The organism is Arthrobacter sp. Rue61a, assembly GCF_000294695.2.
In the GTDB taxonomy this organism is placed as follows: Bacteria; Actinomycetota; Actinomycetes; order Actinomycetales; family Micrococcaceae; genus Arthrobacter; species Arthrobacter aurescens_A.
Window position 1 is genome coordinate 2,347,149 of the sequence record NC_018531.1, and the last position, 18,749, is coordinate 2,365,897.

At 62.2% G+C, this 18,749-nt stretch carries 17 protein-coding genes; 11 read left to right on the forward strand and 6 right to left on the reverse strand.

Annotation, left to right across the window (positions count from 1 at the left end; translation table 11 throughout):
• Nucleotides 1-17: 17 nt before the first annotated feature.
• From ARUE_RS10645 to ARUE_RS10655, 3 genes are all read right to left on the reverse strand, one after another.
• Nucleotides 18-1,211, reverse strand: a complete 1,194-nt coding sequence (locus ARUE_RS10645; RefSeq protein WP_014921788.1) for a fatty acid desaturase family protein — start codon at nt 1,209-1,211, stop codon at nt 18-20.
• 63 nt (nt 1,212-1,274) lie between these two features.
• Nucleotides 1,275-1,988, reverse strand: coding sequence for a GAF and ANTAR domain-containing protein (locus ARUE_RS10650; RefSeq protein ID WP_014921789.1), 714 nt, complete (start codon nt 1,986-1,988; stop codon nt 1,275-1,277).
• Nucleotides 1,989-1,997: 9 nt separating this feature from the next.
• On the reverse strand, nt 1,998-2,681 hold the full coding sequence (locus ARUE_RS10655; protein ID WP_014921790.1) for a GAF and ANTAR domain-containing protein: 684 nt from the start codon (nt 2,679-2,681) through the stop codon (nt 1,998-2,000).
• A gap of 210 nt (nt 2,682-2,891) precedes the next feature.
• On the opposite strand from ARUE_RS10655, the gene ARUE_RS10660 reads away from it, so the two are divergent.
• From ARUE_RS10660 to ARUE_RS10695, 8 genes are all read left to right on the forward strand, one after another.
• Nucleotides 2,892-3,296: a tautomerase family protein gene (locus tag ARUE_RS10660; protein ID WP_011774665.1), complete on the forward strand. Its 405-nt coding sequence runs from the start codon at nt 2,892-2,894 to the stop codon at nt 3,294-3,296.
• A 162-nt stretch (nt 3,297-3,458) separates the two neighbouring features.
• Nucleotides 3,459-4,481, forward strand: coding sequence for a 5-dehydro-2-deoxygluconokinase (gene iolC, locus ARUE_RS10665; RefSeq protein WP_043470213.1), 1,023 nt, complete (start codon nt 3,459-3,461; stop codon nt 4,479-4,481).
• Complete coding sequence (locus ARUE_RS10670) at nt 4,478-5,452, forward strand: Cgl0159 family (beta/alpha)8-fold protein (RefSeq protein ID WP_011774667.1); 975 nt, start codon at nt 4,478-4,480, stop codon at nt 5,450-5,452. The genes iolC and ARUE_RS10670 overlap by 4 nt, the downstream gene beginning before the upstream one ends.
• A gap of 6 nt (nt 5,453-5,458) precedes the next feature.
• Nucleotides 5,459-7,405 (forward strand): 3D-(3,5/4)-trihydroxycyclohexane-1,2-dione acylhydrolase (decyclizing), encoded by a 1,947-nt coding sequence (gene iolD, locus ARUE_RS10675; protein ID WP_014921792.1) that lies wholly within the window; start codon nt 5,459-5,461, stop codon nt 7,403-7,405.
• 45 nt (nt 7,406-7,450) lie between these two features.
• The gene (locus ARUE_RS10680) at nt 7,451-8,962 is read left to right on the forward strand and encodes a CoA-acylating methylmalonate-semialdehyde dehydrogenase (protein ID WP_014921793.1); all 1,512 of its coding nucleotides are present in this window, start codon (nt 7,451-7,453) and stop codon (nt 8,960-8,962) included.
• Between the two features lie 83 nt (nt 8,963-9,045).
• Nucleotides 9,046-9,963: a sugar phosphate isomerase/epimerase family protein gene (locus tag ARUE_RS10685; protein WP_014921794.1), complete on the forward strand. Its 918-nt coding sequence runs from the start codon at nt 9,046-9,048 to the stop codon at nt 9,961-9,963.
• Between the two features lie 42 nt (nt 9,964-10,005).
• The gene (locus ARUE_RS10690; protein WP_011774671.1) at nt 10,006-11,019 is read left to right on the forward strand and encodes a Gfo/Idh/MocA family protein; all 1,014 of its coding nucleotides are present in this window, start codon (nt 10,006-10,008) and stop codon (nt 11,017-11,019) included.
• Nucleotides 11,020-11,031: 12 nt separating this feature from the next.
• Nucleotides 11,032-11,904 carry a sugar phosphate isomerase/epimerase family protein gene (locus ARUE_RS10695; RefSeq protein WP_014921795.1) on the forward strand — a complete coding sequence of 291 codons (873 nt, stop codon included), beginning with the start codon at nt 11,032-11,034 and terminating at the stop codon, nt 11,902-11,904.
• Nucleotides 11,905-12,005: 101 nt separating this feature from the next.
• Here ARUE_RS10695 and ARUE_RS10700 read toward each other — a convergent pair whose 3' ends face one another.
• From ARUE_RS10700 to ARUE_RS10710, 3 genes are all read right to left on the reverse strand, one after another.
• Nucleotides 12,006-13,028, reverse strand: coding sequence for a Gfo/Idh/MocA family oxidoreductase (locus ARUE_RS10700; RefSeq protein ID WP_014921796.1), 1,023 nt, complete (start codon nt 13,026-13,028; stop codon nt 12,006-12,008).
• Nucleotides 13,029-13,138: 110 nt separating this feature from the next.
• A complete protein-coding gene (locus tag ARUE_RS10705; protein WP_014921797.1) occupies nt 13,139-14,158 on the reverse strand; it encodes a sugar phosphate isomerase/epimerase family protein in 1,020 nt (339 codons plus the stop codon).
• Entirely contained in the window at nt 14,155-15,333 is a 1,179-nt protein-coding gene (locus ARUE_RS10710; protein ID WP_187329938.1) for a Gfo/Idh/MocA family protein, read from the reverse strand. The genes ARUE_RS10705 and ARUE_RS10710 overlap by 4 nt, the downstream gene beginning before the upstream one ends.
• A 150-nt stretch (nt 15,334-15,483) precedes the next feature.
• On the opposite strand from ARUE_RS10710, the gene ARUE_RS10715 reads away from it, so the two are divergent.
• From ARUE_RS10715 to ARUE_RS10725, 3 genes are all read left to right on the forward strand, one after another.
• The gene (locus tag ARUE_RS10715; protein ID WP_187329939.1) at nt 15,484-16,497 is read left to right on the forward strand and encodes a LacI family DNA-binding transcriptional regulator; all 1,014 of its coding nucleotides are present in this window, start codon (nt 15,484-15,486) and stop codon (nt 16,495-16,497) included.
• 144 nt (nt 16,498-16,641) lie between these two features.
• A complete protein-coding gene (locus ARUE_RS10720; protein WP_187329957.1) occupies nt 16,642-17,637 on the forward strand; it encodes a substrate-binding domain-containing protein in 996 nt (331 codons plus the stop codon).
• Between the two features lie 52 nt (nt 17,638-17,689).
• Nucleotides 17,690-18,739 carry an ABC transporter permease gene (locus tag ARUE_RS10725; protein ID WP_043470222.1) on the forward strand — a complete coding sequence of 350 codons (1,050 nt, stop codon included), beginning with the start codon at nt 17,690-17,692 and terminating at the stop codon, nt 18,737-18,739.
• Nucleotides 18,740-18,749 lie beyond the last annotated feature (10 nt).

Sequence of the window (18,749 nt, forward strand, 5' to 3'; positions counted from 1 at the left end):
CTCCCGGTTGGCTTCCCTTACGGCCGGTGTTGACCGGCGAGGGGGCAGGTGAACGGGTCTGCCGCCGCGAGGCCGACGGTGTTGAGGTAGCGGATCACGATGGAATAGGAGCGCAACAGTGAGGTCTCGGTGTAGGGGATGCCGGTGCGAACACAGTGGGCTTTGACCAGCTGGCTGGCTTCGCGAAGATGCCGGCGGGGCATGTCCGGAAATAGGTGGTGTTCAATCTGGTAGTTGAGCCCTCCCATGAGGAACGTTACGAACCCGCCACCGGTGATATTGCGGGAGGTGAGCACCTGCCGGGATAAGAAGTCGGCACGACTGTCTGCGGGCAGTATCGGCATGCCTTTGTGATTCGGCGCAAAGGTTCCGCCCATGTACAGCCCGAAGACGGCGACCTGAACCCCGATGAAGGCCACGGCGATGCCAGGGGACAACACCAGGAACAGCAGACCGATGTAGGTCCCGAAGCGCACCCCAAGCAGGCCAAGCTCGAGCCAGCGGAACTTCACGGGCCCGCGCTTCAGCAAGTACTTCAGCGAGTCGATGTGTAGCGTCCATCCGAGGAACAACAGCAGCGGGAAAAGGAGATACCCCTGCCGTTTCCCATATGCACGTGAGAATCGTCCACGGTTGGTTGGCACCTCGTTGTGGAAGACAATGGCGCCGGGGGCGATGTCCGGATCCCGGTTGACTACATTCGGCCGGGCATGATGCCTTGAGTGTTTGTCGGTCCAGTAGGCGTAGCTCATGCCCACCATCAGTGTGGCGATTAGCCGTGCAGCCCACTCGTTGGCGGCCCGGGAGGTGAATACCTGTTGGTGTGCTGCTTCGTGGCCGAACAAAGCGAACTGCGTGAACACAATACCGAGTGCGGCAGCGACCACAAGCTGGAGCCAAGAATCGCCCACAAAGAAGAACGCCACCAAGACACCCGCGCCGGCGAGGACCAGGAGTGTCAAGAGCAGGAGGTAATCTCGTCGGCACCGCTCAAGCAGTCCAGCTTCCTTGACTGACGTCAAAAGGCCTGCGTAGCTGCTGGTAACTTTGTTGATCCGGATTCCGGAACGTGCCTGTTGGGGTGGCGGCGTGAGCGTGGGCACCACTGGTGGGGGCTGGTCGATGAGCGACAAGATGTTGCCTCCTCGTATGCGCTGAACATGCGCTGCCGAGGTCTGGGGCAACAACACCAGCGTAGGCACGAAGGGCACCGCGAGTCCATAGGAAAAGGACTCTGCCAGGCAATCCCTTGCAGGCGGGCGCCCGGAAAAGCACTAGATCATCAAGGTGCGTTTGACGATGCTTTCGGCGACGTCGCGGAGATTTTGCCGGGAGGAGCGGGCGTGTGCGCGCAGCACGTTGAAGGCACTGTCCATGTCGAGGTTTTTGGTTTGCGCGATGACACCTTTGGCTTGCTCGATGAGCACTCGGGTGGTCAAGGCGCGCTGGAGCTGTTCGTTGAGGACGCCTGCTTCCCTGATGGTGCGTTCTTGGAGGAGGCTGATGGTCGCAACATCGGCCATGGCCTGGGCGATCGAGGCGTCTTCGGGTGTCAGGGCGCCGGGTTGCGAGCCGAACAGACCCATCGCGCCTATAACCCGCGTGTGGACACGCATGGGCACAGCGTGCACTGACCTGAAGCCCATGTCCAAGGCAATCCGCTGGAATGCCGGCCAGCGCTCTCCCAAAGCGCTGATGTCATCCACAGTGATAACCGAGCCGGTGTGGTAGCACTCCACGCACGGGCCGGCTCCGGCTTCGAGCTGCAGCAGTTCCACGAGTTGGCTTTGCTCGCTGGTGGAGGCAAGTAGTTGTAGGATCCCGTCGGCGTCGGAGAGCAGCAGGCCGGCTTGGGCTGCGTCGAGTAAATCAACGGCGTCCTCCACGAGGGTGTGCAATAGGTCCAGGACGTCGTAATCGGCAACGAGGGTGTCGGTAAGCTTCACGAACGTATCGCTGAGACGCTCGGCCCTGCTCTTCATGACCATCTCTGCATTTTACTGTGAATCGGTACCGGCGGCGCCCGTCGTCGGGGTGAAATCCAGCCGTCGGCTGACGACGTCTGAGGCAGTGTCCTGCAGCGAGCGTCCGCTGGCGAAGGCATGGCCGCGCAGCAACTGCAACGCTTCTGCAGCGGTGCTATCGGTCTGGACCAGCACCATACCGGTTGCCTGGTGGATTTCCCGCCGGGCCAGCGGGACGCCCGCCGAGTCGGATTCGCTGCCGGGCATCAATCCGCGCAGTAGAGTCCAGGCCGTTCGGCTGGCAAGCCGGGTGGCCCCGTTGACCTGGGCGGGGCTGAGGACGCGCGGCGCATTGCAGTAGAGTTCTGCCACGCCTAGGACCAGCCCACCGGCAAGCAACGGGAAAACAAGGAAGGCTTGCGCATTCGTCATGGCTGCAGCTTCGGCGAATGCGGGCCATGAGCGGACTCCTGGGGCACCGAGGTCAGGGATCATCACGGGCAGGTGCGTGCGGAATACATCCCACCGCGGTCCGTCCCCGAGATCGTACTGAAGCTCATCGAGCCGTGCAGCCGTAGCGTCCGAGGCACACATCAAGGTTTCGGCCGCAGAACCGCCGAAGACGGAAATGGCTGCACCATCAAGGGGAAGTTCCTGGAGGAAAGCGGCACAGAGATCGCCGTGGGTACCGTACCTCGCCGCCATCTGCTCAAACATGGTTCTTCAGAGCTCTTTTGTGATGGCTCGGCTGCACCAACGACCACCACTCGTTTGTTTTGCAAGACAGCCGCACAGTAGCTGCTTCCTCAACCATAGACCCGCGCAGTGCTGTGTACCGGTTGCCCCTGCCCGTCCGCGCGGCCGGGCGGTCTTGAGTTCCTAGGATTTGCTTTGTTAGTATGACAGGACAAACTTAGGAGAGTAGATATGCCGCTTATTCGTATCGACGTTAACCAGGGCCGCTCGCCAGAGGAGCTGGCCGCCCTTAGCCGCACGATCCACGATGCCATCCTCGCGGAGTATGGAATCCCGGAGCGGGACTACTTCCATATCCTCACCGAACACCCACAGGGTCAGATTGTCGCCCAGGATGCAGGTTTAGGTTTTGAGCGCAGTTCCGCCGTTGTCATGATCCAGATTTTCACTCAGGGTGGCCGCAGCCAAGAGGCCAAGAGCTCCCTTTTCGAAGCTATTGCAGGCCGACTCGCGGACGTGGGGATCGCGGGCGAGGACGTCTTTGTGGGCTACGTGGAGAACTCGCCAGGTGACTGGTCATTTGGTTTTGGGCGAAGCCAATATGTCACGGGAGAACTGGCCGTGCCCCGCAAGTAATTGCGCTCTGTGTCATGTTGTAAATATGTCAGTACAAACCTTTGACAGGACATTAAATCTGGTGCAAAGTAGTCATGTGGCCCCGCTCACTGAGGGGTGGCAAGGCATTGGGGCCCAGCGCTCAAAGGTTCAGAGTTCACAAGAGAAAGGTCAACGATCACCGTGACCCACGAACTGCTTACGATCGGGCGCATCAGCGTTGATATCTACCCGAATGACATCGGAGTGGACCTGGAGGACGTGACGTCCTTCGGCAAGTACCTGGGAGGTTCCCCTTCCAACGTGGCCGTCGCCGCTGCGCGCCACGGCCGCCGCACCGGTGTCATCACCCGCACCGGCGACGACGCCTTCGGGAAGTACCTGCACCGCGAACTTCACAAGTTCAACGTTGACGATTCGTTCGTTTCCCCGGTGGCTCAGTACCCCACGGCAGTGACGTTTTGCGCGATCAAGCCTGCAACGGACGAGTTCCCGCTCTACTTCTACGGCCGCTTCCCCACGGCGCCCGACCTGCAGATCAAAGCCGAAGAGCTGGACCTGGAGGCCATTGGGAACGCCGGTATTTTCTGGTCCACCGTCACCGGTCTGTGCCAGGAGCCCAGCCGCAGCGCGCACATCGCTGCCCATGAAGCCCGTCCCCGGACCGGCTTGAAGCCAGGCCAGTTCACCATCCTGGACCTGGATTACCGCCCTATGTTCTGGTCGTCCGAAGAAGAAGCCCGCACCGAGGTCGCCAAGATCCTCCCGCACGTCACTGTCGCGATCGGCAACGACAAGGAATGCGCTGTTGCCGTGGGTGAGGGAACGCCCGATGAGCAGGCAGACCGCTTGCTGGCCGCCGGCGCCGAAATCGCCGTCGTGAAGCTTGGCGCTGAAGGCGTGATGGCCAAGACCCGCACGGAACGCGTGGTCTCGGCGCCTGTCCCGGTGGAAACCGTCAATGGCCTGGGCGCCGGCGACTCCTTCGGCGGCGCTTTCTGTCACGGACTGCTGTCCGGTTGGCCGTTGTCCGAAGTCCTCGACTACGCCAACGCTTCGGGAGCGATCGTCGCCTCCCGCCTTTCCTGCGCGGACGCGATGCCGACGCCGGACGAGGTCACCTCGCTGCTCGCCGAACGCGGCCGCCCCATACCCGGCGCCACCCTTGCAGCCTCCTCCACACTTGCAGAAGGAGCAGTTCGTTGAGCCTCAATGATGACCCACGCCGTTACGAGCATTTGAGTCGAATCCGGTTGGAGGACCCTGAGGCCGTCGCCCGTGCCGCGGCCACGCGCCGCCGCCACCCGGGATTGAAACATGATGCCCAGAATTTCATTGTCGCCGCGGATCACCCGGCACGGGGCGCTTTGTCGGTGGGCACGCGGCCGATGGCGATGGCTGACCGCCGCGACCTTTTGGACCGCCTGCAGATCGCGTTGGCGAACCCAGCCGTTGATGGCATCCTGGCTTCGCCTGACATTATGGATGACCTCCTGTTGCTGGGAGCTTTGGAGGGCAAGCTCGTCTTCGGTTCAATGAACCGTGGCGGCTTGGCCGGTTTGGTCAATGAGTTCGATGACCGTTTCACCGGGCACACTGCAGCTGCGTTGGAGGCACTCGGCGCTGATGGCGGCAAGATGTTGACGCGCATCTGCCTAGGTGACCCGGACACCGTGGCCACTCTCGAAGCCACCGCCAAAGCCATTGATTCGCTGGCCGAGCGCAAGCTCATAGCCATGGTGGAACCATTCCTGTCGGTCCGTGACGCTCACGGCAAAGTCCGCAACGACCTCCGCGCTGACGCGGTGATCAAGTCCGTTGGCATCGCCGAGGGCCTTGGCTCTACCAGCGCCTACACCTGGATGAAACTGCCGGTGGTGGCTGAGATGGAACGCGTCATGGCGTCCACCACCATGCCTACCGTGCTGTTGGGTGGTGATCCTGACGGCAGTCCGGACGAGGTTTTCGCCAGCTGGCAGGCAGCCCTGGCCTTGCCCGGCGTTCGCGGCCTCACTGTCGGGCGGACCCTTTTGTACCCGCACGACGGCGATGTTGCAGGGGCCGTGGCGACGGCCGCCTCGCTGCTGAACAACAGCGGGCCCGTCCCGGCAATCGTCGAACCGGCTACCGCAGAGCGCCCATCGTCCAACCGCATCCCCGTGAAAGTATCGGAGTAAGAAACCATGGGAACAGCAACCCGTCGGATGACCGTGGCCCAAGCCGTGGTCGAGTTCCTTTCCAAGCAATACACGGTGGATTCCATCAATGGTGTGGAGTACCGTGAGCGGTTGATTCCGGGCACGTTCGGTATTTTCGGGCACGGCAATGTGGCTGGTGTGGGCCAGGCGTTGAAGCAGTACCAGGCTGCGGATCCTGCGATCATGCCGTATTACCAGGGCCGCAATGAGCAGGCCCAGGTGCATCAGGCTGTGGGCTATGCACGTCATACCCGCCGCCGCCAGACCTTCGCGATCAGCACCTCGATTGGCCCGGGTTCTTCGAACCTGCTGACAGGTGCCGCTTTGGCCACCACCAACCGCCTGCCCGTCCTGCTGCTGCCGAGTGACACGTTCGCCACACGCGCGGCGGACCCTGTACTCCAGCAGCTGGAACTCCCGTACGCCTACGACATCACGGTCAACGATGCTTTCCGTCCTCTGTCCAAGTTCTTCGACCGGGTTTCGCGTCCGGAGCAGTTGTTCTCCGCGTTCCACCACGGACTTCGTGTCTTGACGGACCCGGCTGAGACCGGCGCGGTGACCATTTCGCTGCCACAGGATGTCCAGGCTGAGGCCTTCGATGTCCCGGAAGAGTTCCTGACCGAGCGTGAATGGCGGATCCGCCGTCCCGAGGCCGAGGATGACGACATCCGCCGCGCCGTGGAGGCTATCCGCGCCGCGAAGCGCCCGCTGATCATTGCCGGCGGCGGCGTCCTCTACGCCTACGCCAACGACGAACTTGCCACGTTCGCTGAGCTGACGGGCATTCCGGTTGGCAACACACAGGCCGGCGTGGGCGTCCTGCCGTGGGACCACAAGCACTCCCTCGGTGCCATCGGTTCAACCGGCACGACGGCGGCCAACGCCATCGCAGCCGAAGCGGACCTCATCATCGGGATCGGTACGCGGTACGAGGACTTCACCACCGCGTCCCGTACGGCGTTCCAGAACCCGGACGTGAAGTTCGTGAACATCAACGTCGCCCCGATCGACGCGTACAAGCACGGAACCACGTTGCCGATCGTCGCTGACGCCCGCAAGGCCCTGGTAAAGCTGAACCAGGCCTTGGGTCGTTACCGGGTGGGTGCCGACCTGGAAGAGAAGGTCGCAGCGGAGAAGAAGCGCTGGAACACCATCGTGGACGAGGCCTTCGAGACCCGCTTCACGCCGTTGCCGGCCCAGAACGAGATCATCGGAGCCACCAACAAGGCAATGGATGACCAGGACGTCGTCATCTGCGCCGCCGGTTCGCTGCCCGGCGACCTGCACAAGATGTGGCGCGTACGCGACCCGTTCGGCTACCACGTGGAGTACGCGTACTCCTGCATGGGCTACGAAATCCCCGGAGGCTTGGGCGTCAAGCGTGCAGCGCTGGCCGAAGCCGCAGCAGGCGGACCGGATCGGGACGTAGTTGTCATGGTGGGGGACGGCTCCTACCTGATGATGCACACCGAACTGGTCACCGCCGTCGCCGAACGCATCAAGCTGATCGTGGTCCTCATCCAGAACCACGGCTATGCCTCCATCGGCTCGCTCTCCGAGTCCCTCGGTTCCCAGCGCTTCGGCACGCAGTACCGCGTCCTAAATAAGGAACAGCACAGCTTCGACGCCGGCGAGAACCTTCCCATCGACCTCGCCACCAACGCAGAATCCTTGGGCGCGAAGGTCATCCGGATCGAACCTGGCGAGAACGTCATTGATTCGCTGGGCGCCGCCATCAAGGAAGCCAAGGCCGCCCCGGAAACCGGACCGATCGTCATCCACGTCGAATCCGATCCGCTGCTGGACGCCCCGAGCTCCGAGTCCTGGTGGGACGTTCCCGTCTCACAGGTCTCAGACCTCGAATCCACCCAGCAGGCCTACAAGACGTACACCGACCACAAGAACCGCCAGCGCAAGCTGCTCGGCTAGTCACAGCCCCGCCCTAAAAGCCACAGACTAAAAGGAAGTCCGCACATGTCGACGACGACCACACTGACCACCATTCACCACTTCATCAACGGCGCCGAGACCACAGGCGAAGGGGACCGCACCCAGCCCGTGTTCAACCCGGCCACCGGTCAGGTTGCGGCTGAGCTGCGCCTGGCCAACGAGGCTGACCTGAACACCACCGTTTCCGCGGCCCGCAAGGCGGCGGATTCGTGGGGTGACATTTCCCTGGCCAAGCGCTCTGCGGTGTTGTTCAAGTTCCGTGAGCTCGTCGCCGCTCACGTGGACGAACTGGCTGAGTTGATTACCGCCGAGCACGGCAAGGTCCTTTCCGATGCGAAGGGTGAGATCGGCCGTGGCCTGGAGGTCATCGAGTTCGCTTGTGGCATTCCGCAGCTGCTCAAGGGCGACTACTCGGACCAGGTCTCCACCGGCATCGATGTTTTCTCCTTCCGCGAACCCTTGGGCGTTGTTGCGGGCATCACCCCGTTCAACTTCCCGGTCATGGTGCCGTTGTGGATGGCTCCGATGGCCATTGCCACCGGCAACGCGTTCATCCTCAAGCCCTCCGAACGTGACCCCTCCGCCCCGATGCTCCTGGCAAAGCTCTGGAAGCAGGCCGGCCTGCCCGACGGCGTGTTCCAGGTCCTCCACGGCGGCAAGGAAACCGTTGACGGCCTGCTGACCCACCCGGACGTGGACGGCATCTCCTTCGTCGGCTCCACCCCGATCGCCCAGTACGTCCACGAGACCGCCACCAAGCACGGCAAGCGCGTCCAGGCCCTGGGCGGTGCGAAGAACCACGCCATCGTGATGCCCGACGCCGACCTCGACAACGCCGCCGACCACCTCGCAGCTGCCGCGTTCGGCTCAGCGGGGGAGCGCTGCATGGCCATCTCCGTCGCCGTGGCGGTCGGAGATGCCGCTGACCTGATCGTGAAGAAGGTCGAAGAACGCGCCCTGGCCATCAAGGTCAAGAACGGCACCGAACCCGACGCCGACATGGGTCCGGTCATCACCCCGGCTTCCAAGGAACGCATCGTCAAAATCGTCACCGAGGCCGAAACCGCCGGCGCAGCAATGGTCGTTGACGGCCGCGACCTGGTGGTCCCCGGCCACGAAGAGGGCTTCTGGGTTGGCCCCACCGTGATCGACCACGTCAGCACCGAAATGACCGCCTACACCGAGGAAATCTTCGGACCTGTCCTGGTAGTGGTCCGCGTCGAAGACCTCGAGGCCGGCATAAAGCTGATCAACTCCAACCCCTACGGCAACGGCACCGCGATCTTCACCTCCTCCGGTGCGAACGCACGGAAGTTCCAGCGCTCGGTGACCGTGGGCATGGTGGGCATCAACGTCCCCCTTCCCGTCCCGGTGGCCTACCACTCCTTCGGCGGGTGGAAGAACTCCCTCTTCGGCGACAAGCACATCTACGGCCCCGAAGGCGTGTCCTTCTACACCCGCGGCAAGGTCATCACCTCCCGCTGGCCCGAACCCACCCACGCCTCCGGCGCCTCCTACAACTTCCCCTCCAACTAGAATCCCCACCGCCGCCCTCGCCTCGCAAGCTCGGCCAGGTAACCCTGGCGGCGTGGGCCCTGCTAGAGAAAGACACCGTTGTCATGACTGACGTCGAGAACAAGCTCATCATTGGTACCGCCCCGGACTCCTGGGGTGTGTGGTTCGCCGATGACCCCCAGCAAACTCCGTGGGAGCGTTTCCTGGATGAAGTTGCAGAGTCCGGCTACAAATGGATTGAACTGGGTCCGTACGGCTACCTGCCGAACGATCCCACGCGGTTGGCCGAGGAACTCAAGCAGCGCGACTTGAAGGTTACAGCCGGAACGGTCTTCACGGCCTTCCACCGGGGCGCCGAGCAGTACGACGAAGCCTGGGAGCCCGCCCGTAAAGTTGCCGAACTGACCGCGGCCATGGGCGGTGAACACATCGTGGTCATCCCCGCGATGTGGCGCGATGATGTCACCGGTGAGGCAGTGGAGAACGGTGAACTTTCCGACGAACAGTGGGCAGACCTCTTCGCCGGCCACAACCGCATGGGCAAGGTGCTCCTCGAAGACTTCGGTTTGCACCAGCAGTTCCACTCACACGCGGACTCCCATGTTGGTGCACAGAGCGACATCGAAACCCTGCTGGCTGCAACGGATCCGCAGTACATGAACCTCTGCCTGGATACGGGGCACGCTGAATACTGCGGGGCGTCCAGCCTGGAACTCATCAAAAACTACCCGGACCGCATTGGCTACTTGCACCTCAAACAGATCAACCCGGACATCCTTGCCGAGGTCAATGAGAAGAACATGACCTGGGCAGCTGCCAACCTGGCCGGCGTCATGACCGAACCGCCGAACGGCCTTCCGGACCTGCGCGCGGTCATCGAAGCCGTAGAGGGACTCAACAGGCCCATCTTCGGCATCGTGGAACAGGACATGTACCCGGTAGCGTTCGATGTTCCGATGCCCATCGCCAAGCGGACCCGCAATTACCTGCTTTCCTGCGGATCCCGCACCCGGATTCAGTAACGCCGTCCACTAGCAAACCAACTTTCACGAAGGACAGATACAGTGACAAAGACTCTCCGCGTTGCCGTCATCGGCGCAGGCCGCATGGGTGCGGACCACATCAAGCGCCTCAGCACGCGCATCCACGGCGCTGAAGTAGCCGCCGTCGTCGACGTTGACCTGGCCCGCGCGCAAGCCGCAATTGAAGGCATCGACCGCGCCGTTGCGCTTGCCAGTGCCGACGAAGCGCTCAACAACGGCGACGTGAATGCCGTCTTGATCGCCACCCCGGGCTTCCTCCATGAGGAAATCCTGTACAAGGCACTGGAGAAGGACTTCCCGATTCTTTGCGAGAAGCCGCTGACGCCGGACGCCGGGAGTGCCTGGAAGGTTGTCCAGGCTGAGCAGGCGCTGGGCCATAAGCGCATCCAGGTGGGCTTCATGCGCCGCTTCGATGCCGAATACTCGGCGTTGGGTGCGATTATCCGCAACAGCGAATTGGGGGAGCTGTTGATGTTGCACCACCAGCATCGCAACCCGAGCACGCCCGAGGGCTTCACCAACGAGATGCTGATCAACGACTCCGTAGTCCACGAATTCGACGCGATCCGTTTCTTCACCGGTGAAGAAATCACCTCCGTCCAGGTCCGGTTGGGCAAGCCCACCCGCAGTGCGCCCAGCGGCCAGCATGACCCCCAGCACGTGCTGCTGGAAACCGAGTCCGGTGTTCTGGCCGACGTCGAAATCTACGTCAACGCCAAGTTCGGCTACCAGGTGGCCACGCAAGCGTCTTTCGAAGAGGGCATTGTGAGCATCGGGAGTGACAACGGCCCGTACGTCCAGACCGCGGGCAAGTGGGGCGGCAACGTCACCCCCGGTTTTGAAGAGCGTTTCGGAGCGGCGTACGACGTCGAGGTGCAGGCTTGGGTGGACGCCGCCCTTCGCGGCGAAATCGGCGGTCCAACCGCTTGGGACGGTTACGCCACCGCAGCCTGCTGCGAGGCCGGGGTCGAGGCCCAGAAGTCGGGCGAGAAGGTCAAGGTCCAGCTGAACACCAAGCCGGATCTCTACAAGTAGGGGATAGCCGCCATGAAAATTGCACTGGATCCCACACCGTTCCACCACAGCCACACCCTGTTGGAGTTTCCCCGCGTTGCTGCAGATCTTGGCTACAAGTACCTGCAGATGACCCCGCATGCGGACCTCATCCCGTTCTTCAACCACCCCAAGGCCGATGACGAACTCGTGGGCAAACTTAAGGCAGCCTGCAAGGACGCCAGCGTCGAAATCGCCTCGGTCCTACCCGTCCTGCGCTGGTCGGGTCCGGACGAGGACGCCCGCGAGGCCGCAGTCCGGTATTGGAAGCGAGCCATCCAGATTGCCGTGGATCTCGGCGTCCAGACGATGAACACAGAGTTCAGCGGCCGTCCGGAGAAAGCCGAGGAGTCCGAGCGCGCGTTCTACCGCTCCATGGAGGAGCTGCTCCCGATCATCGAACGCGAGGGTCTGGACGTCCTGATTGATCCGCACCCGGACGACTTCGTGGAGGATGGCCTGGCCGCACTCCGCGTTATCAGGGGCGTCAACTCAACGAACATCGGCATGGTCTACGTCGCTTCACACAGCTTCCACATGGGCAACAAGCCGTTGGAGATCATGCGGGCCGCGGGGGACAAGCTTCGTCTGGTGCACGTCTCGGACACCATGAACCACCACGCCTCCCACGGCCTCCGCTACATCACCAACCCTCCCGGCAACGCCGTCCGCGTTCACCAGCACCTGAAGATCGGCGACGGCGACGTGAACTGGGACGAGTTCTTTGGGGGCTTGAAGGAGATCGGCTTCCTGGACAAGGAGAACACCGTGATGGTCTCTTCGGTTTTCGCCGAGGACGAGAACGCGGAAGACGTCTCCCGCTACCAGCTCAAGACGATGGTGGACTACGTCGCCCGCACAAAGTAAGGGCCGGTAGCAACCCCTCCTCTACTCCCGCGGTCACCACAAAGAAAACGCCCGACGCCGGCAGGCATCGGGCGTTTTCTGCGCCATGGAGCAGTGAAACTTCAGAGTGCGATCACAACATTTTCCAGCGCGCTGCGGCGTGCCGCGTCCAGGACTTCCAACGTACGGATGCCTTCGGACGCCGGCACAGGTTCAGGGCCGTCGCCGCGGACGGCCCGCGCGAACTCGGTGTAAAAGCCGGTGTAGTTTCCTTGCTCCGACGGAACGGTCCCGCGGCGGTCTTTGAGGGACAACGTACCCCAATGTTCGGCTGCATCGATTCCCCAGGTTTCGGGCTCGGATATCGGTCGGCGTCCCGCCAGGAGGGCGTCCGCCTGGACGTCCGAACCTGACGCGACGTAGCTTCCCCGGCTGCCATAAGCACGTAGTTCCCTGGTGGTGGAGTGGTTGAGTTTGCTGGCGGATACTGTGGAGACCGCTCCGGAAGTGTGGGTCATGGTGACGAAGAAACCGCAATCCGTACGCTCTCCAAACCGGTCCGTCCAATCGAGGGTGGCGTGGACGTGGCTCACCGGACCAAGGAGCCACAACATCTGGTCAACAAGGTGGCTGCCGAGGTCACGCAGCAACCCTCCGGCCGCACCGAGCTCCAAGCTGTCGGCGTTGTCCTGGTCCATGATCGAGTGAACCCGCCATATCTCGCCCAGCTCTCCTGATTCCAGGACCTTTGCAAGTGTCAGGATGTCTGCATCACGGCGACGATTGTGGAAAACGTTCAGGGTCACTCCTGCTCGCTCCGCAGCCTCCGCCAGCGAACGCGCCGACTCTGCGGTAGGGGCGAAGGGTTTGTCGGCCACAACATGGACGCCGGAGTTGATGGCGTCCATGACCAAGTCGTGCCGGGTGTGCGGCGGGGTGGTGATGGTGACGGCATCCACTCCGGCGGCGAACAATTCGCTGAGGCTCGCGTAGGTGGGCAGCCCCGGGAAGTCCGACTCCACTGAGGCTTTTGTTGCGTCCGAGCGGGCTACAATCCCCACCAGTTCGATGTCTTCAGCTGCTTCAATGAACGGTGCATGGAAGTACTTCCCGCCTGCTCCGTATCCAACTATGCCAAGACGCATTTTCTATCCTTCCATTTGTGATCCGGGAGGTAAAAAGATGGGGACGGCGCATGAGCGCCGTCCCCATCCAGGCCCGGCGGTTAACCCCTGGGGTTCCGGGCAATGAAGTCTCAGGCCGTTGGGTTCAAGGAGGCCGAGAGTGCTGCGTCGGCGTCGAGCAGGACCTTCGCGGCTACCTGGAGGCCTTCGATGCGGCCCAAGGAGACGTCTTCGTGTTCGATGTTGACCAGCATGTCCGGGTCCACTTCATGCAGCGCGCGAAGGAACTCTGTCCAGAACGCGGTGTCGTGTCCACGGCCGAGGGCCACAAAGTCCCACGCGGAGTTCTTGGGCCATTCGTTGGCCCACTCGTCCCCGCCAAGGTTTGTCCGGTTCTCATCCGGCGAGAGCCGGCGGAAGCTGTTGTCCAGCACTCCGTAGAGAGCCGCGTTCTCTGTGTTCACACGGACATCCTTGGCGGCGGCCTGCAATACCAGGGGACCGAGTTCCCGGACGACGGCAACCGGATCCATCTGCTGCCAGAAGAGGTGCGAGGCATCCAGTTCCACGCCAACATGCGTGGCGCCGGTGAGCTCGATGAGCTTGTGGACATCAGCGGTATTGAACACGATGTTCTGCGGGTGGAGTTCAAGGGCAACCTTGACGTCGTGATCGGCAGCGAGGCGGTCGGTTTCCTTCCAGAAGTCCGCAGCGACGCCCCATTGGTAGTCCAGCACGTCCAGTGCCGCTGAGTTCCAGGCGTTGACTACCCAGTTGACAGTGGTGGCCCCTGGTTCGCCCCCGGGCAGGCCTGACATGGTGACTACCCGGTTCTGTCCCAGTCGATGTGCCAGCCGGATGGAGCTCCGGATGTCTTCAGCATGCTTTTCGCCGATTTCACGTTTCGGGTGCAGGGGATTGCCATTGCAGTTCAGGCCAGCGATGGAAACGCCGGTCCCTTCGAAGAGCCCCAGGAAATCGTCGCGGGCAGCGTCGCTTTCCAGGACCTGGTCCATGGTGGGTACGTGGACGGCGGGGAGGAATCCACCGGTATTGATCTCTATGCCGGTCAGTCCAAGGTCAGCAATGACCTTCAGGGCATCGGGGAGCGGGCGGTCGTGCAGGATTGCGTTGTAGACACCGAGTTTCATAGCGTGATTTTCTTTCCGTTGTCAAGGGCCGACTCGGTGACGGCACTGAGCAGTTCCATATTGCGCACACCGTCGTCGAAGGTGGCGCAGCGCGGCAGTGACGTACTCTCGCTGAGGCCTGAAACTTCCTCGAGGAACGCCCGGGCCTGGTAACCGAAGGCGTCGTTCTGGCCGAAGCCGACCTCGGGAGCGTCCATGGCAAGGCCCCCGGAAATGTACGGGTGGCCCGGGCCGAGGATGACCTGACGGTAGCCGTTCTCGTTGCCTGAACCATCATTGAGGAACAGCTGGATTTCCGAGGGACGGCGCTGGTCGAACTTGGCCGCACCCTTTTCGCAGAAGACCTCGAACTGGAGGCTGTTGGCATGTCCTGCCGCGACGCGTGACACCTCGAAGCTGCCGGCACCGTTTACGAACTCCGCGTTGAATGCAGCGTAGTCATCGTTCTCGACGACTTCGAAAGTGTCGCTGACGGCCACGTGGTCGTGGCCCATGACGGCGCTGAGCGGCAACGGTCGTTTGTCGATCGCAGTGGTGAGTCGCCCACCGCTGATTGAGGTGATGTCACCGCAGAGGAATTCGGAGACGTACGTCAGGTGGCTTCCGACGTCGGCCAGCGCACCTGAGCCGGGGCCGCCTTTGTAGCGCCAGCTCATCGGAGCTTCGGGGCTGAAGCCGTAGTCGGTCCAGTAACGGCCGCTGAAGTGCAGGACATTTCCCAGGGTGCCGTTCTGGATGAGCTCCCGGATGTAGGCAATGCCCGGGGTTCGGCGGAAGGTGAAGCCGATGCGCGCGATAGAGCTTGCGTTGCGGGCAGCTTCGGCCATGGAACGGGCGTCTTCCAGCGAATCGCTCAACGGTTTCTCGCACAACACGTGCTTGCCGGCGGACAGTAAGCCTTCCACCACCTCGCGGTGCAGGGAGTTTGCGATGACCACGCTCACAACATCGATATCATCCGCTTCTGCGATGGCCTGCCATGAGGTGTCATTTCGCTCGTACCCAAAGCGACGGGCTGCCAGCGAGCCGAATTCGGCGTTCACGTCACCAATGGAGACCAGCCGGATCTGCGGGAGCACCGGGCTGTAGAGGGTAGACGCTGCCCGGTAGGCCGCTGCATGGGCTTTTCCGGCCATACCTGCGCCGATGACCGCGACGCCAAGGCTTTCAGCCATGATTTCTCCTTTGAAATACTGCCGCGGCGGGGACACTCGACGGCATTTTGTAGCGCTACAATTTTGTATGCTGAACTCGAGCCTAGCCATGTCCATATGTCCTGTCAATCATTCGTGCCAGGGTGACGCTCCCTCTTGGAAGCTGGTCCCATGAGCGCGAGTAAGCCGCAGGCCCGGCGCCCAACAATTTACGATGTCGCAAAGCTGGCCGGCGTCTCGCCGTCGTTGGTTTCACTGGTGCTTCAGAACCCCGGGAAGGTCAGCGACAAGCGCCGTGACGCGGTAAGAACCGCGATCACCGAGCTGGGATACCGTCCCAGCCGGGCGGCCACAACCCTCGCGAGCAGTCGGACCAAGAGCATCGGGCTCGTCATTGACGACTATCGGAACTTGTGGTTCGTCGATCTGCTGCGGGGCTTGGAGTCAGTCCTGGCAGAACATGGCTACCAGGTCACGCTCGCCGATTCCCGCCCCGGGGAGAACCGCATCAAGGAGGCCGCCGACGGGTTGCTTGCCATGCATGTGGACGGACTCGTGATCGCAGCGGAACCGGGCGCCACGGTGCTCAGCGGCACGGAAGTTCCCACCGTGGTGGCTGGGTGGCGGAACGGGGTGCCGGATGACGCTGATCTCATCACCAACGACGACGACGGTGGCGGTGCGATGGCAGCGGTCCACCTTCTGGACCTCGGCCACAGAAGGATCGGCCACCTTTCGGGTTCCGGTGGTGCCGCAGCCCACCGGCGGGCCGGCTTCGACGCGCGACTCCGGCAATCAGGTGTCAAACCATTGATTGTGGGGGAAGAGGGGGGTACCACGGAAGAAGACGGTTACGCATCCGCCTGCTGGCTCCTGGATCACCATCCGGACATTACTGCGATTTTCGCCGCCAACGACACCATGGCGCTTGGCGCCTTCGGTGCGATCAAGGCGCGCGGCCTGGTGGCGCCGTCGGATATCTCGGTCATGGGGTATGACAATTCAGCACTGGCGAAATCCCGATATCTCGAGCTGACGTCCGTGGATAACCGCAGCGATGTGGTGGGGATGGGCGTCGCACAGTCGCTGCTGGCGCGCATCCAAGGCTCCACTGTAGGAGCGCAGCGCAAGCTGATCCAACCCGCACTGGTGGTTCGGCGCACTACTGCGGCGCCCCGATCCTGAGCTTTGGCAAGGCTATTACGTACGAACATACTAATGTCAGGACAAACTATTGACATTCGTGAGGTAGGTCACCATGATCGAGGTAGGCGGTGCATCCGGGGCTGCAAAGTGGCAGTCCGGACTTGGGAATCAAAGGAGATTATGGTGACTGTATTTTCGTGGCGTAAGGCGGCGCTTGTTGCGGCGGTTGTGCCCTTGGTGGCTCTGAGCGCCTGTTCAAGCACTGGCGGCAGGGAGCCGGAGGCAGGCTCCGGCGGTGGAGGAGGTCAGGTGGCCTCCACCGAAAGGATGAAGATTGCGTTGATCGCCCACGCCCCTGCAGGTGACACCTTCTGGGACACGGTACGCAAGGGTGCCGAAGAAGCAGCAGCGAAGGACAATGTAGAGCTGCTGTACACCTCTGACCCGGAGGCCGGCCGGCAGGCGCAATTGATCGAGCAGGCCGTGGACCAGAAAGTGGATGGCATCGCCGTGACACTGGCTACGCCGGATGCGCTGAAAGACGCACTGAAGAAGGCAACGGACGCGGGCATCCCGATCGTCAGCTTCAATGCCGGCGAAGCAGCGTCGGCCCAGCTCGGAGCTTTCACGCACTTCGGGTCGAATGAAAAGTTGGCCGGCGAGGCCGTGGGCTCAAGGCTCGCAGAAGGTGGCTACAAGCACCCGGTTTGCGTGATCCAGGCCCAAGGACACGTGGGCCTCGAGGCCCGTTGCGCCGGTGTGAAGGCGAAAGTACCCGGTACGGAAATCCTGTACGTCAACGGGGCGGACATGACGTCGGTAGAGTCCACCGCCACCGCAAAGCTCCAGGCTTCGAAGGACGCTGATGTGATCATCGGCCTCGGCGCTCCTATCACCCTGACGCTCCTGAAGTCTGTGACCACCGCCGGCAGTTCGGCCAAGGTAGCCAGCTTCGACCTCAACAAGGAACTTGCCCAGAAGGTCTCCGATGGCAGCGTGCTGTTCACCGTGGACCAGCAGCCGTGGCTCCAGGGCTACGGTGCCGTGGATGCCCTGTGGCAGAACAAGCGGGGCGGATTCAAGGTTGGCGGCGGACAGTCGGTCCTCACTGGTCCGGCCGTCGTTGACCAGTCCAATGCCGCCGAAGTCCTGACGTTTGCTGAACAGGGTATCCGCTAACAGCCCGCTTGCCGGGTTGGTGGAAGCCAGCCCGGCAGCAAGGAGAAACATCATGACTATTACCCAAAACAAATTCACCAAAGCTGCGATTGATGAGCGGGTTGCCCGGCGCAGTCCATTGCAGAAGCTCCTTGGCCGGCCCGAGGTGGGTGCCCTGGTGGGCGCAATCGTTCTGTTTGTCTTCTTTGCGTTGGTATCGCCGACGTTCACCCAGCCCAACGCCCTGGCCACGGTGCTGTACGGAAGCTCCACCATTGGAATTATGGCGGTGGGAGTGTCACTGCTGATGATCGGCGGAGAGTTCGATCTCTCCACGGGCGTCGCTGTGATCTCGTCGGCGCTGACAGCTTCAATGTTCAGCTGGTACTTCAGCACGAACGTCTGGGTGGGTGTCATTCTGGCTTTGCTGGTGTCCCTGGCCATTGGTTTCATCAACGGCTGGATCCTGATGAAGACCAAGCTCCCCAGCTTCATTGTCACCTTGGCCACGTTCCTGATGCTGACCGGCCTGAACCTGGGTTTGACGCGATTGATCGGCGGCTCTGTTTCGTCTCCGTCCATCTCCACCATGGACGGCTTCGACACCGCCCGCGGTGTCTTCGCATCCTCGGTCACCATCGCTGGCATCGATGTCAAGATCACGGTGTTCATCTGGATTGCCCTCGTGGCAGTGGCAACGTGGGTCCTCATGCGGACCCGTGTGGGTAACTGGATCTTCGCAGTCGGGGGCGACGCAAACGCCGCCCGAGCGGTCGGAGTTCCGGTCAAAGCCACAAAGATCGGGCTGTTCATGGGTGTGGGCTTCTGCGGTTGGATCCTGGGCATGCACAACTTGTTTGCCTTCGACACTGTGCAGTCCGGCGAGGGCGTGGGCAATGAATTCCTGTACATCATCGCCGCAGTGATCGGTGGTTGCCTTTTGACGGGTGGTTACGGTTCAGCAGTGGGTGGCGCGATCGGCGCGTTCATCTTCGGCATGGCCAACAAGGGCATTGTGTACGCGCAGTGGAACCCCGACTGGTTCAAGTTCTTCCTGGGCCTGATGCTGCTGCTCGCCACCATCGTCAACCTCATCGTCAAGCGCCGCGCGGAACTCAAGTAAGGGGCCCGGA